Source organism: Streptomyces sp. AC555_RSS877 (assembly GCF_019049245.1).
Classification (GTDB): Bacteria; Actinomycetota; Actinomycetes; order Streptomycetales; family Streptomycetaceae; genus Streptomyces.
In genome coordinates this window covers 39,213-52,364 of record NZ_JAGMUK010000025.1, presented here as the reverse complement: position 1 = coordinate 52,364, position 13,152 = coordinate 39,213, and the positions used below count along the sequence as shown (strand labels likewise).

Here is a 13,152-nt window from a genome sequence, read left to right as displayed (position 1 = left end):
GCCCCTCACCCGACCCGCTCCGCACGGCCGAGGATGCCCTGCGGCCGGACGAGCAGGACGACGATCAGGACGAGCAGCGCCCACGCGTACTGCAGGTCGACCGGGAACCACAGGGTGGACACCTGGGCGACGACGCCGACGACGAGGCTGCCGACCATCGCGCCGTAGGCGGAGCCGAGCCCGCCCAGGATGACCCCCGCGAACATGAGCAGCAGCAGCTTGAAGCCCATGTCCCAGGTGATGATCTCGACGAGGCCGAAGAAGACCCCGCCGAGTGCGGCCAGCCCACCGCCGAGCATCCACACGTACAGCACCACGCGCTGAACGTCGATGCCCGTCGCCTCGGCGAGATCGCGGTTGGCGGAGACGGCCCGGACAGCCGTGCCGATGCGCGTCTTCTGCAGGAGCGCGGCGACGCCGAGCAGCACCAGCACGGCGAGCAGGGTGACCGTGAGGTCCCGGGGGGTGATGCTGGCCGGCCCCACGCTGATCGCGCTCTGGATGTCGTACTGCGCGAAGGAGGCGGGCCGGGTTCCGTACAGCACGAGAACCACGTGCCGCAGCACCAGCGAGAGCCCGATGGTGACGATGAACATGTTGATCAGGCCGGTGCCCCGAGCCCGCAGCGGGCGCCACAGGCCCCGGTCGACGGCCCCGCCCAGCAGGGCGCCGAAGACCACCGCGGCGAGGGCGGCGGGGATCAGGTGCCAGCCCGGGCCGGCCGCGGAGGCGTTGAGGAAGAACGCGAAGGTGGCGCCGATCGTGACGAACTCGCCGTGCGCGAAGTTGATCAGGTGGATGGTGCCGAAGATCAGCGAGAGTCCGACCGAGGTGATCGCGATGATGACGCCGAACTGGACACCATCGATCAGCGCCTGCGCGGCGCGCGCGCCGAACGTGGGGCCGCGCGCGGGTTCCTCGCCCTGTGCCCGCACGGCGACCGCGGACACCGACACGAGGACCAGGGCGAGGCTCAGTACGAACATCCGCTGGTAGCGCACGGGCGGTTCCGATATGTCACGAACGTCCCTTGTGGCTCAGTGTAAGGCGAGCCGGACCGCTGCACGAGGGGCAGGCCTCGGCCGCCGGGTCGTACGCGGACAGGACAGCGGGGGGTCGCGCCGGGTCACGCCTCGCCCTCGAAGCGATAACCCACTCCCCACACGGTCTGGATCAGACGGGGCCTGGCCGGATCGTCCTCGACCTTCCCCCGCAGCCGCCGGACGTGGACGGTCACGGTCGACAGGTCACCGAAGTCCCAGCCCCACACCTCCCGCATCAGGTCCTCACGGCTGAAGACCCGGCCGGGGTGCCGCAGGAAGAAGGCGAGGAGGTCGAACTCCCGGACGGTGAGGGCGAGTTCGGTGCCGTGCTTGGCGGCGCGGCGGGCCGCCGGGTCCAGGGCGAGCCCGGCCGCGCGGAGGGTGTCCGACGGCTGGGCCGGGCGGGCGCGGCGCAGCACGGACTCCACGCGCAGGACGAGTTCACGAGGGCTGAAGGGCTTGGTGACGTAGTCGTCCGCGCCGACCTCCAGGCCGAGGATGCGGTCGTCCTCGTCACCGCGGGCGGTGAGCATGATGACCGGGACGGGTCCGCGCCCGCGCATCCGCCGGCACACTTCGAGACCGTCCATCCCCGGCAGCATCAGGTCGAGGACGACGAGGTCCGGCCAGTGCGCGGCGGCCAGGGCGAGCGCGTCGGGCCCGTCCCCGGCGCGGTCGACGACGTATCCGGCCCGGTCGAGATACCCGGAGACGACCTCGGCGACGGTCGGGTCGTCGTCCACGACGAGGACCCGGGCCCCGGCCCGTTCGTACGGCTGCTGCTCCATGCCGCCAGCCTCGCACCGTCGGCGGTCCGCCGACGCCCCGGGCTGCCGACGTCCGCGTTTCGTAAGAAGCCGGGGCCCGATATGCGAGTTTTGCGCTCGTAGGGTGAGAGCCGTGACCACCTCTTCCGATCCCGCCCGGGGCCCCGTCTCCGTGGACGTCGTCCTCCCCTGCCTCGACGAGGCCGAGGCACTGCCGTGGGTGCTGGAACGCATCCCGCCCGGCTGGCGGGCGCTGGTCGTGGACAACGGGTCCACGGACGGCTCGGCCCGTATCGCCCACGCCCTCGGCGCGCAGGTCGTGCACGAGGAGCGGCGCGGATTCGGCGCCGCCTGCCACGCGGGCCTGACGGCCGCCACGGCCGACATCGTCTGCTTCTGCGACTGCGACGCCTCCCTCGACCCGGCCGGCCTGGAGCCGTTCGTCCACGAGGTGCAGGCCGGTGAGGCGGACCTGGTCCTCGGCCGGCGCCGCCCGCAGACCCGCGGCGCCTGGCCGCCGCACGCCCGGGCCGGCAACCTCGCCCTGACCCGGCTGCTCCGCCGCCGCACCGGACTGCGCCTGCACGACCTCGGCCCGCTGCGCGCCGCCCGGCGCGAGCCGCTGCTCGCCCTCGGCCTCACGGACCGACGCAGCGGCTATCCGCTGGAGATGGTCGTACGCGCGGCCGACGCGGGCTGGCGGATCACCGAGCACGACGTCCCCTACCGACCGCGCACCGGCGCCTCCAAGGTGACCGGCACCTGGCTCGGCACCTGGCAGGCGGTACGCGACATGAGCCGCGTACTGACCGGGACCGGGACGGCCACCGAGAAGGGAATCCACGCGTGACCACACTGCTAGTCATCGCCAAGGAGCCTCGCCCGGGCCGGGTGAAGACCCGGCTGACCCCGCCGTTCACGCCCCGGGAGGCGGCCGCGCTCGCGGAGGCGTCCCTCGCGGACACCCTGGACGCGGTGGCGCGGACGCCCGCGCGGCGCCGGGTCCTCGTCCTGGAGGGCGAGCCCGGCCCTTGGCTGCCGCCCGGCTTCGAGGTCGTACGGCAGTGCGCGGGCGGCCTCGACGAACGGCTGGCCGCCGCCTTCGCGGGCTGCGACGGCCCGGCCCTCCTCATCGGCATGGACACCCCGCAGGTGACGCCGGCGCTGCTCACCGTGGACTTCGCGGACTGCGACGCGTACTTCGGGCCCGCCGAGGACGGCGGCTTCTGGGCGCTGGGCCTGACCGCTCCGGACCCCGCGCTGCTGTTGGGGGTGCCGATGTCGACGCCCTCGACAGGGGCCGCCCAGCGGGCGCGGCTCGCCGGGCTGAAGGTGCGGGACCTGCCGCCCCTGCGGGACGTGGACACGGCGGACGACGCGGCCGTGGTGGCCCGCGCCGCCCCCGGCGGGCACTTCGCGACGGAACTGGCCCGGCTCAGCGCGACCGGGGCCCGATGAGCACGGCGGGGGCTTCGGGGGCGATGAGTACGGCGGGGGTATCAGGCGCCACGAGCACGGCAGGGGCTTCAGGCACCACGAGCGCTACGGAGGCTTCGGGCGCCATGAGCACGACGGAGGTCAAGGGGCCGATACGCACGGCAGGGGTCACGGGCCCGACGCGCACGGTTGAGGCCACGGACCCGATACGCACGGCAGGGGTCACGGGCCCGACGCGCACGGTTGAGGCCACGGACCCGATACGCGCGACCGGGATCGTGCGGCAGCGGGTGCCTGTCGCCGACGCCGGGCCCTGGTCCGCCGACCCCTACGCGGACGCCCTGCGCACCGGTCGCGGCCCGCTCTTCCTGCGCCGGGACGACGGCTGGCTGCTCCCGCTGGAGGTGGAGCGCTGGTGCGCGGACGCCGACGCGGCGGACCTGAAGGTGCTGCGGCACTGCGAGGGCGCGGTCCTCGACGTCGGCTGCGGGCCGGGGCGTCTGGTGGCGGCCCTGGGCGTGCGCGGGCGGCGGGTGCTCGGCATCGACGTCAGCGAGGCGGCCGTCTCCCGGACGGAGGCGCTCGGCGGACCGGCGCTGCGTCGCTCGGTCTTCGAGCCGCTGCCCGGCGAGGGCCGCTGGGGCACGGCGCTCCTGATCGACGGCAACGTGGGAATCGGCGGTGATCCGGCTGCCCTTCTGGACCGGATGACCCAACTTCTGAGTCCGGGCGGCCTGTTGATGGCCGAGACCGTGCCGGGGCTGGACCTCGACGAACGCGTACTGGTTCATGTGACCGACGCCCGGGGCGCGACCGGCAGCCCGTTCCCCTGGGCACGGCTCGGCACACCGGCCCTGCTGCGGTATGCCGAGCGCGCGGGGTGGTGTGCCGACGGTCAGTGGGCGGCCGACGGGCGTTCCTTCGTCGCCCTGCGCAGCCGCAGCCGCAGCAGGAACAGCAGCGCCGAGCCGCCGAACAGTGCGGCCGTCAGCAGCAGCCAGCGGGCCAGGAAGCCGTCCGGGGACAGGCCGGTGGCGGAGGCGTAACGCCCCGACACCCGCCCGCTGATCAGCGGGAACCACACGAGCAGCAGCAGCCCGGAGAGGGCGGCCGGCACGCGGACGTACGCCACCTGCGCCCGCCTGCGGCCCGCCGCCTTCACGAGGGCGCGGTCGAGCACGGTGTACAGCGGCAGCAGCACCAGGTCGTGCAGGAGGGCCGCGCCCACGATCCACAGCGCGACCCCGAACCAGTCCCCCGCGAGCAGCCGTACGCCCGCGTACGCGGCGAGGGCGAACGAGCAGGCCAGGAGCAGGAGCTGCAGCGGGCTGCCGACGACGAACCGGGGGCGGGGGCGCCTCACAGGTCTCCTCCGAATGTCATCCGGGCCACCCACTTGGTGTTGACCACCCCGGGCGCTGCGGGCACGATGACCCGCGCCGGGTGGCCGTGATCCGGGGTCAGGTCCTCGCCGTTGACGAACAGGGCGAGCAGGGAACGCGGGTCGGCGACCTGGTTGGCGCGCAGGGCGGCCCGCCGGAAGGCGCCACGGCGTTGCAGGGACTCAACGAGGACGTCGGGCGGGTCGTCGTGTCCGACGAGGCCGGCGAGGTCACGCAGCCGCACGCCGCGCCACCACTGGTCGGAGGTCGACCAGCCCTCCACGCAGGCGATGGGCAACGCTGCGCTGTGCAGGGGGAGTTGAAGCAGGTTGGCGCGGCTGAGCCGTACGGTCCCATCACGCCCGACGACGATCAGCCGCCACGCCTCCTCGCCCGTCTCGGCCGCGTCGATCCCGGCGTACGCGGCGGTCTTGTTGATCTGGAAGCCGCCGGGCCCGCCGCCCGGTTCGGCACCCCCGTGCGGGGCGAGCAGGGCGGTCCTGCGCAGCGGCCCGTCGAAGTTCTGCCCGGCCGTGGTGGCGAACAGCAGCAGTGAGCCGCCGCCGACCAGCCCGAGGGCGCCGCGTCGGGTCACGGTGGGCTCGACGGGGTCCGGGGACATCAACTCGCTTTCTTCTTGTCGTAGTTGACGCAGATTGCGCAAAGCCATCGGCGTCTTGAGTACGGCGTGCGCGACGAAGGCGGCGAAGAACACCCAGGCGCCGTAGAAGTGCAGGGGATAGAAGGAGCCGGGGAAGACGTAGTCCAACTGGACGTTGAGCACGCCGGTCACGAACTCGAAGAGGCCGCCGCCGACCAGGAGCACCAGCGAAAGCCGCTCCAGCGCGTGTGCGAGCGACCGGGCGGGCGGCAGCGTGAACAGCTTCGGTACGACGGACCACAGCTTGGCCAGGAGCACGGGGATCAGGGTGATCCCGAGAGTGACGTGGACGCCCTGGACGAGGCGGTACAGCCAGTGCGGGTCGGTCGGCCAGGAGAAGAGATAGAAGCCGAGGAGCCCCTTGTCCGGCGTCGTGTCGTTCACCCGTGACAGGTCGGGGTTGTAGGCGGCGTACGACAGCAGCCCGGTCACGAACAGCACGGTGATCCCGCCGAGCAGCACGACACCGAGCACCGAGGTGAACCAGGGGCCGCGCAGCGGGCTGCGCCAGAACGCGGGCGAGAAGGGAGTGCGTGGCGACGAAAGGGGGCGTGGCGAGGAGGAGGTGCGTGCCATGCCCCGACCGTAGGCCCGCCTCCGCCCGGGAACGGGCCCGCGAACCATGACGAATCCCTGACGTCCGCGCCTGTCAGCCGTCCGGACGAGTCCTCGCGACCTAGCGTTTGCGCGTGAACCGCGATCTGAGACGTGACCTGTACGCGGCCCTGGCCGCAGCGCTGCTCGTGGCGACGGCCGTCCTGGTCGGCACCGCCGTCCAGGCACGGGACGGCACGCTCCGCGTCGGCTGGCCACCCCTGCTGGCGACCTGGGATCCGCATGTCGGCCCCGGCACGCCGGCCGCACTGGCGATCGGGGTGGCGGTCGTGGCGTACGGCCCCGTCCTCGCCGCCCGGCTGCCGTGGCGCGCGCTGCTGCCGACCGTGTGGGCCGTCGGCATGGCCTGGACCTGGTCCCTCGCGCTCGTCGACGGCTGGCACCGGGGCGTCGCCGAGCAGCTGACGACCAGGAACGAGTACCTCCGGGCCGTCGACCGCTTCCCCGACATCCCGGCGGCCCTCGCGGACTTCCACCACCACATCCTGATCGACTCGCCCGACAACTGGCCCGCCCACGTCGCCGGCCATCCCCCGGGGGCCACCCTCACCTTCGTCCTCCTGGACCGCCTCGGGCTGGGCGGCGGGGGCTGGGCGGGCACCTGGTGCATCACCGTCGGCACGACGGCGGCGGTCGCGGTCCTGGTCACCGTACGGACCCTCGCGGACGAGTCGCTCGCCCGCCGCGCCGCGCCCTTCCTCGTCCTGGCCCCGGCCGCCGTGTGGGTCGGCACGTCCGCCGACGGCTACTTCGCGGCGGTCGCGGCCTGGGCGGTCGCGTTCCTCGCCCTGGCGGTGACGGGACGCCGGCCGGGGTGGACCGGGGTGGCCTCGGGCCTCCTGTTCGGCCTGACCCTCTACCTGTCGTACGGCCTGACGCTCTTCGTCCTGATCGCCGGCGCCGCCCTCCTCCTGGGCCCGCACCGCATCCGCCCGCTCCCGTTCCTGATGGCCGGGTTCCTGGTCGTCCCGGTCGGGTTCACCGCCGCCGGATTCGACTGGTGGGAGGCGTACCGGCTGCTGGTCCGCCGCTACCACCAAGGCTCGGGCGGCATCCGGCCGTACGGCTACTGGGTGTGGGCGAACCTGGCGTGCACGGCGCTGATCGTGGGACCGGCGACGGTGGCGGGGCTGCGGCGCACCGGCGTCACGCTCGCCCACCGGCGCCGGCGGCCGGACACCCGCCTGGGTGTGCTCGTGCTGGCCGCGCTCACCGCGCTGCTCGTCGCGGACCTGTCCGGCATGAGCAAGGCGGAGACGGAACGCATCTGGCTGCCGTTCGCGGTGTGGTTGCTGCCTGCGTGTGCGTGGCTGACAGGAGTGCGGGGATGGCTGGCGGCACAGGCGGTGCTGGCGCTGCTGATCAACCACCTGCTGCTGACCGGTTGGTGACGGTCGAGCCGTCTCCCGACACCAGATGCGCCGTCGTCTCCATGAGGGAGATGGTGAAAGGGTGTTGAGGGCGCGTCAGTATCTGTTCCGTCGGCCCCTGTTCGACGAGTTCGCCCGCGTCCAGTACGGCGATGCGGTGGGCCAGGCGCGCGGTGTCCAGGTCGTGGGTGACGAGGACGAGGGACAGGTCGTCGTGGTCGCCCACCAGGCCGGCGAGGAGGTCGAGGAGGGCGCGCCGGGTGACGGTGTCGAGGCCGGAGGTGATCTCGTCGCAGATCAGGATCCGGGGGCGGGCGAGCAGGGCGCGGGCGAGGGCGGCGCGCTGGAGTTCGCCGCCGGAGAGTTCGCCGGGAAGCCGGTGGGCGAGCTCGGTGGAGAGGCCGAGACGGCCCAGGGTGGCCGACGCCTCCTCAGTGGCCGTACGGTCGTCCGCGCCGCGCAGCCGGATCGCGGTGCGGGCCACCTGGCCGAGGATCGCGCGGTGTTCGTCGAAGGCCGCTCGGGCGTCCTGGAAGACGTACTGCACGGCGGCGAGTTGTGCACGGTCGCGGTGGCGCAGGCTGCGCGGCAGGGCGCCGCCGTCGAGCAGGAGCTCGCCGTCGTGATCGCGGTGCAGCCCCGCCAGACAGCGGGCGAGGGTGGTCTTGCCGCTGCCCGATCTGCCGACGACGGCCAGGCACTCGCGGGCGCGCAGGGCGAGCTGCGGGACGCGCAGGACGGTGGTGCGGCCGTGTGCGGCCGTCAAGTCCCGTACCCGCAGTACAGCTTGGCCGTCGTCGACGTTCGTCCCTTCCTGCGGGGACGGCCGCTGCACGTCGAGCAGACGACGGGTCCACTCGTGCCGGGGAGCCCGCCACAGCCGCTCCGCCGGCCCCGACTCCACGACCCGGCCCGCGCGCATCACCAGTACCTCGTCCGCGAGCGCCCGGACGACGTCCAGGTCGTGGCTGAGCAGGACGACCGCGATGCCGCGCGCCGCGACCGCCGCCAGCTGCTCGACGATACGGCTCTTGGTCAACGCGTCCTGGCCGGTGGTCGGTTCGTCGGCGACGACGACGCGGGCGCCGAGCAGCAGGGCCTGGGCGAGGACGACACGCTGCTGCTGGCCGCCGGAGAGCTGGTGGGGGTGGCGGCGCAGCATGGCGGCCGGATCGGCGAGTTGGGCGTCGGACAGGGCGCGCAGGACCAGCGCGCGGGCCGCCGTACGGCGTTCGGCGCGGGGCAGGTGGCGGACCTGGGGGCGGGCGATGTCCTGGAGCAGGGCGCTGATGCGGCGGGCGGGGTTGAGGACGGCCGCGGGGTGCTGGGGCACGTATCCGACCAGGTCGCCGGTGCCGGCTCGGCGGATCTCTCCCGTGACCCGGGCGCCGGGCGGGTACTCCCCCAGCAGGGCGAGCCCGGTCGTGGTCTTGCCGCTGCCGGAGGCGCCGACGATGGCCGTCACCTTCCCGGGCGGCACCCGCAGGTTCACTCCGTCGACGATCGCGCGGCCGTCGATCTCGACACGCAGGTCGCGGAGCTCCACGACGGGGTCCGTCTCGTGGTTCACGGACGTCGTCCCTTCTTCACCGGGGTCTTTTCGAGTGCCGCGTCGAAGAGCAGGTTCGTGCCCGTCGTCAGCGCCACGATCAGCAGCGCGGGCACCACCACGGCCCAGGGCTGGACGAACAGGCCGGTGCGGTTGCGGTCGACCATGACCGCCCAGTCGGCGGCGTCCGGAGCGACGCCCACGCCGAGGAACGCGGCCGTGGAGACCAGGTAGAGCACGCCGGTCAGGCGGATACCGGCGTCGGCGGCGAGGGTGCGCAGGGCCGAGCGGCCGACGTAACCGACGGCGATGCGCCACCACGTCTCGCCCTGCATGCGCAGCGCCTCCACCGCGGGCCGGGCGGCGGCCTCGCCCGCGGCCGCCCGTACGATCCGGGCCGCGTCGGGCACGTTCACCAGCGCGACGAGCAGCGCGATCCCGGCCGCGCCCGGCGTGAACACGGACGCCACGAGCAGGATCAGCAGCAGCGACGGGACGGCGAGCAGCACGTCCAGCGGTCGCATCAGCAGCTCCTCCAGCCGCCGTACGTGGGTGAGCGCGCTGACCAGACCGACGGGCAGCGCGACGAGGTAGGCGAGGGCGGTCGCGGCCAGGGCGGTGAGGACGACCGTACGGCCGCCGTGCAGGACCTGCTGCCAGACGTCCCGGCCGACGAAGTCGGTGCCCAGCCAGTGTCCGCCGCCCAGGGTGAAGGACGGGGAACGGGGGCCGGGGGCGCCGGTGAGCAGGGGGCCGAGGAGAGCGAGGCCGAGAGGGACCGCGACGACGGCGAGGCCGAGGGCGAAGCGGCGCCGGGTCATGCCGCCACCCCCGCCCTCGGCGTCAGCCGGTGGGCCACCACGTCCGCACCGAGGTTGAGGGCCACGGTCAGCACCCCGAACACCACCGCCAGCCCCTGCACCACGGGTACGTCCCGCTCGGCGACGGCGTTGAGGAGGACCGTGCCGAGACCGGGGATCACGAACAGCGCCTCCACGACGATGACACCGCACAGCAGCCAGTCGATGGTGCGGGCGAGTTGCTGGGCCGCCGGGGCGAGGGCGTTCGGCAGGGCGTGGGCGTAGCGGACGCGGGCACCGGGGACGCCGTAGCGGCGGGCGTGGGCCGCGTACGGGGAGGCGAGGGCGTCGACCATGCCCGCCCGCACCAGGCGCGACAGGGAGCACACCGGGCGGGAGAGGAGGACGAGGACGGGCAGGACCAGTGCGGCCGGGTGGGCGAGGAGGTCGGTGCCGTAGCCCACGGCGGTCGGCGGCAACCAGGCCAGTTTCAGCGCGAAGACAGTCACCAGCAGGACCCCGAGGGCGAACTCGGGGACCGCGTACACGGCGAGCGTCACGCCGCTGACCAGCCGGTCGACGAGCCGCCCCTCGTGCCGGGCGGCGAGCACGCCGAGCCCGAAGCCGAGCGGGACGAGCAGGGTGAGGGTGAGCGCGGCCAGCAGCACGCTCGGACCGAACCCGTCGGCGATGTACTGGGCCACCGGGCGGCCGGAGGCCAGGGAGGTGCCGAAGTCGCCGTGCAGCAGCCCTGCCGCCCAGTCGGCCAGCCGCTCGTACGCCGGCCGGTCCAGGTCCATCGCCTCGCGGATCGCGGCGATGCGCGCCGGGTCGGGCTGGTCGCCCGCGAGGGCCACCGCGGCGTCGCCCGGCAGCGCCTCGGTGAGCGCGAAGACCAGCAGCACGACGGCCACGGTCTGCGCGACGCCGAGGAGCAGCCGCCGGGCGACGAAGGAGCGCAGACCGCTCGTCCGCGGGCTCTTGCTCACGCCAGCCAGACCTTGTCGAAGCGGGCCCAGTCGAGTGTGTTGGCGGGCGCCTTCGCCTCGACTCCCTTCACGGTGCGGGCCGTTCCGAGGATCCAGTCGGCGAAGCCCCAGATGAGGAAGCCGCCCTCGGTGTACAGGCGGCGCTGCATCCGCTCGTAGACGGCGGCCCGTTCGGTCTTGTCGCGGGTCGACTGGGCCTGCTGGTACAGCGCGTCGAAGTCCTTGTGGTGCCATTTGGTGGCGTTGGTGGTGGAGTCGGTGAGCAGGCGCTGGGAGATGTGGGCCTCGATGGGCATGGCGCCGGAGCGGTAGCAGCACAGGGTGCCGTTGTCGAGGATGTCACTCCAGTAGGAGTCCTTGCTGCCCATCTTCACGTCGACGGTGACGCCGGCCTTGGCCGCCTGGTCGCGGAAGATGCTGGCGGCCTCGGTGAATCCGGCGGCGACGGCGGAGGTGTCCAGGGTGACCTTGAGGTTTTCGGCGCCGGCCTGCTTGAGCAGGGCGCGGGCCTTGTCGAGGTCCTGTTCGCGCTGCGGGAGGCTGTCGGCGTAGTACTCGTAGCCCTTGCCGAACAGGTCGTTGCCGACCACGCCCGCGCCGGACAGGGCGCCGTCGACGAGTTCCTTGCGGTCGGCGATGAGGAAGAACGCCTCCCGGACCCGCTTGTCGTCGAAGGGGGCGCGGTCGGTCTTCATGCAGAACGCCTGCATGGCGCTGCCCCGCAGCCGGACGATCTCGATCTGGCCCTTGCCCTCGTGGGCGCGGGCGGTGGTGGGGTTCAGTTCGTGGGCGTACTCGACCTGGCCGCCGAGGAGGGCGCTCACGCGGGCGGACTCCTCGTTGGCGACGACGAACTCGAGCTCGTCCAGGTGCGGGGCGCCCTCCCAGTAGTCGTCGTTGCGGCGGAAGACGGCGGAGCGGCCGGGCGCGAAGGAGACGAAGCGGAAGGGCCCGGAGCCGACGGGCTTCGTGTCGAAGTCGGATGCCTCACCGGCGTTCTCGGGGATGATGTACGCGCCGAACGCGGCCAGGATGTTGGGGAATTCGGCCGTCGGCCGCTTCAGCACGAACTCGATGCCGTTGTCGCCGGTGGCGCGGCTCGCGTCGAGGTCGATGGGCTCCAGGGACGCCTTGGCCCGGAAGGTCTGCTTGGGGTCGGCGATCCGGCGGTAGCTGTGGAGGACGTCCTTCGCGGTGACCGGCTTTCCGTCGTGGAAGGTGGCCTTGCGCAGGGTGACCTGCCAGCGGTCGAGCGTCTTGTTGGACTCCCAGGAGGCGGCGAGTCGGGGCTGGGCGGACAGGTCGGGGCCGTAGTCGGCGAGCTTGTCGTAGAGGGCCTTGGCGCGGGCCACGTCCGCGAACAGGTTGGCCAGGTGCGGGTCGAGGGTCTCGCTGGCACCGCCCCCGGCGAAGGCGGCGCGCAGCCGTCCGCCGCGTCTGGGTGTGCTGCTTCCCTTGTCCGCCGTGTTCTCCGTGCCGCCCCCGCAGCCCACGAGGGTGAGGGCGGCGGCCCCGGTGGTGGCGGCGAGGAAGCCGCGGCGGCGCAGCCCGGAAAAGCGTTCGTCGTGCATGAGTGTCCCTTGTCCGTTGGAATGTCGGGTGTGTCAGTGGGTGGTGTTCAGACGGCGTGCCACGAGGTGCAGGCGGTCCCCGTCGGTCGTCGCGCCGGGCAATCGGCCCTCACGCCAGGCGGGTTCGGTGCGGGGTCCGGGGCCGTCGTGGAGTTCGAGGACCTCGAAGCCGTGCGTGCCGAGGAAGTGCCGTAGCTCCAGTGGGAACACCAGCCGCCAGGCGGAGTGCTGTTCGACGGGCGCTGCGGCGTCATCGGACGTCCAGACCCGCTTGCGGCGCAGCAGTTGCGCGGTGCGGTCCACGAACACGTGCGTGGTGGAGCGGTAGCTGACGCCCTGCCACTCGAAGCCGCTGACGGTCGGGGTGTCGAGCAGGTCGGTACGCCCGAGGAAATAGGCCCCGTTGCGCATCTCCGCGACGATCAGCCCACCCGGCGCAAGCGCCCGGCGGCAGGACGCGAGGAACCCGTCCAGCTGGGCGTTGGTGTGGCAGTACAGCAGTGAGCTGTCCAGGCAGACGACCGCGTCGGACACGGACGCACCGAAGTCGAAGCCGTGCAGGTCGGCCCGGACGTAGCGGGGCCCCGGATGGTGGACGCGGGCGTACTCGAGCATCGCCTCGGACACGTCGGCACCCGTCACGCTGCGGCCGGCCTCATGCAGACGAGCGGCGTCACGGCCGACTCCGCAGCCCATGTCGAGCACACGCCCCCCGGCACCGTGACGGTCGAGGCAGTCCTCGGCCCAGCGCCCCGCCAGCCGGCCGGGGTCGGGGAAACGAGCCTCGTACAGGGCGGGGTTGTCGGTGAGAAGGTTGCGGCCGGTCCCTTCGGCACGAGCGGCAGCCACGCCGAGCCCTGCCCGCTCGGCCCGGACGGCAGCCATGCCGGGCCTCGCATGTCCGGCCCCGGAGCCTGCTCCCCCGTCCCGAGCGGCGGCAGTGTCGGCACTCGCCTCCTCGGTCTCCG

12 protein-coding genes are annotated in these 13,152 nt (G+C 73.3%); 4 read left to right on the top strand and 8 right to left on the bottom strand.

Annotation, left to right across the window (positions count from 1 at the left end; genetic code table 11):
- Positions 1 to 5: 5 nt before the first annotated feature.
- The gene (locus KUM49_RS11510; protein WP_217236664.1) at positions 6 to 1,001 is read right to left on the bottom strand and encodes a branched-chain amino acid ABC transporter permease; all 996 of its coding nucleotides are present in this window, start codon (positions 999 to 1,001) and stop codon (positions 6 to 8) included.
- A gap of 125 nt (positions 1,002 to 1,126) precedes the next feature.
- Complete coding sequence (locus KUM49_RS11505) at positions 1,127 to 1,831, bottom strand: response regulator transcription factor (RefSeq protein ID WP_217236663.1); 705 nt, start codon at positions 1,829 to 1,831, stop codon at positions 1,127 to 1,129.
- 103 nt (positions 1,832 to 1,934) lie between these two features.
- Here KUM49_RS11505 and KUM49_RS11500 point away from each other — a divergent pair, with 103 nt between their 5' ends.
- From KUM49_RS11500 to KUM49_RS11490, 3 genes are all read left to right on the top strand, one after another.
- Positions 1,935 to 2,660 carry a glycosyltransferase family 2 protein gene (locus tag KUM49_RS11500; protein ID WP_308406600.1) on the top strand — a complete coding sequence of 242 codons (726 nt, stop codon included), beginning with the start codon at positions 1,935 to 1,937 and terminating at the stop codon, positions 2,658 to 2,660.
- The gene (locus KUM49_RS11495; RefSeq protein ID WP_217236662.1) at positions 2,657 to 3,268 is read left to right on the top strand and encodes a DUF2064 domain-containing protein; all 612 of its coding nucleotides are present in this window, start codon (positions 2,657 to 2,659) and stop codon (positions 3,266 to 3,268) included. Before KUM49_RS11500 ends, KUM49_RS11495 begins: the two co-directional genes overlap by 4 nt.
- 104 nt (positions 3,269 to 3,372) lie before the next feature.
- Positions 3,373 to 4,293, top strand: coding sequence for a bifunctional 2-polyprenyl-6-hydroxyphenol methylase/3-demethylubiquinol 3-O-methyltransferase UbiG (locus KUM49_RS11490; RefSeq protein ID WP_217236661.1), 921 nt, complete (start codon positions 3,373 to 3,375; stop codon positions 4,291 to 4,293).
- Between the two features lie 313 nt (positions 4,294 to 4,606).
- Here KUM49_RS11490 and KUM49_RS11485 read toward each other — a convergent pair whose 3' ends face one another.
- Positions 4,607 to 5,866, bottom strand: a complete 1,260-nt coding sequence (locus tag KUM49_RS11485; RefSeq protein ID WP_254401079.1) for a molybdopterin-dependent oxidoreductase — start codon at positions 5,864 to 5,866, stop codon at positions 4,607 to 4,609.
- 113 nt (positions 5,867 to 5,979) lie between these two features.
- Here KUM49_RS11485 and KUM49_RS11480 point away from each other — a divergent pair, with 113 nt between their 5' ends.
- Positions 5,980 to 7,296, top strand: a complete 1,317-nt coding sequence (locus KUM49_RS11480; RefSeq protein ID WP_217236659.1) for a hypothetical protein — start codon at positions 5,980 to 5,982, stop codon at positions 7,294 to 7,296.
- Here the strand turns inward: KUM49_RS11480 and KUM49_RS11475 are convergent.
- From KUM49_RS11475 to KUM49_RS11455, 5 genes are read right to left on the bottom strand one after another with little or no spacing between them, the layout of a single operon-like run.
- On the bottom strand, positions 7,268 to 8,845 hold the full coding sequence (locus KUM49_RS11475) for an ABC transporter ATP-binding protein (protein ID WP_217236658.1): 1,578 nt from the start codon (positions 8,843 to 8,845) through the stop codon (positions 7,268 to 7,270). The two genes, KUM49_RS11480 and KUM49_RS11475, sit on opposite strands and share 29 nt — an antisense overlap.
- Entirely contained in the window at positions 8,842 to 9,645 is an 804-nt protein-coding gene (locus KUM49_RS11470; protein ID WP_217236657.1) for an ABC transporter permease, read from the bottom strand. The genes KUM49_RS11475 and KUM49_RS11470 overlap by 4 nt, the downstream gene beginning before the upstream one ends.
- On the bottom strand, positions 9,642 to 10,613 hold the full coding sequence (locus tag KUM49_RS11465) for an ABC transporter permease (RefSeq protein WP_217236656.1): 972 nt from the start codon (positions 10,611 to 10,613) through the stop codon (positions 9,642 to 9,644). The genes KUM49_RS11470 and KUM49_RS11465 overlap by 4 nt, the downstream gene beginning before the upstream one ends.
- Positions 10,610 to 12,184, bottom strand: a complete 1,575-nt coding sequence (locus KUM49_RS11460) for an ABC transporter substrate-binding protein (protein ID WP_217236655.1) — start codon at positions 12,182 to 12,184, stop codon at positions 10,610 to 10,612. The genes KUM49_RS11465 and KUM49_RS11460 overlap by 4 nt, the downstream gene beginning before the upstream one ends.
- Before the next feature lie 33 nt (positions 12,185 to 12,217).
- Entirely contained in the window at positions 12,218 to 13,069 is an 852-nt protein-coding gene (locus KUM49_RS11455; protein WP_217236805.1) for a class I SAM-dependent methyltransferase, read from the bottom strand.
- Between the last annotated feature and the right edge of the window lie 83 nt (positions 13,070 to 13,152).

What these genes read in the sequence shown, in the direction of transcription:
- KUM49_RS11505 (WP_217236663.1), bottom strand. Translation starts at nt 1,831, where the DNA reads ATGGAGCAGCAGCCGTACGAACGGGCCGGGGCCCGGGTCCTCGTCGTG.
- KUM49_RS11485 (WP_254401079.1), bottom strand. Translation starts at nt 5,866, where the DNA reads ATGGCACGCACCTCCTCCTCGCCACGCCCCCTTTCGTCGCCACGCACT.
- KUM49_RS11490 (WP_217236661.1), top strand. Translation starts at nt 3,373, where the DNA reads ATGAGCACGACGGAGGTCAAGGGGCCGATACGCACGGCAGGGGTCACG.
- KUM49_RS11470 (WP_217236657.1), bottom strand. Translation starts at nt 9,645, where the DNA reads ATGACCCGGCGCCGCTTCGCCCTCGGCCTCGCCGTCGTCGCGGTCCCT.
- KUM49_RS11460 (WP_217236655.1), bottom strand. Translation starts at nt 12,184, where the DNA reads ATGCACGACGAACGCTTTTCCGGGCTGCGCCGCCGCGGCTTCCTCGCC.
- KUM49_RS11455 (WP_217236805.1), bottom strand. Translation starts at nt 13,069, where the DNA reads ATGGCTGCCGTCCGGGCCGAGCGGGCAGGGCTCGGCGTGGCTGCCGCT.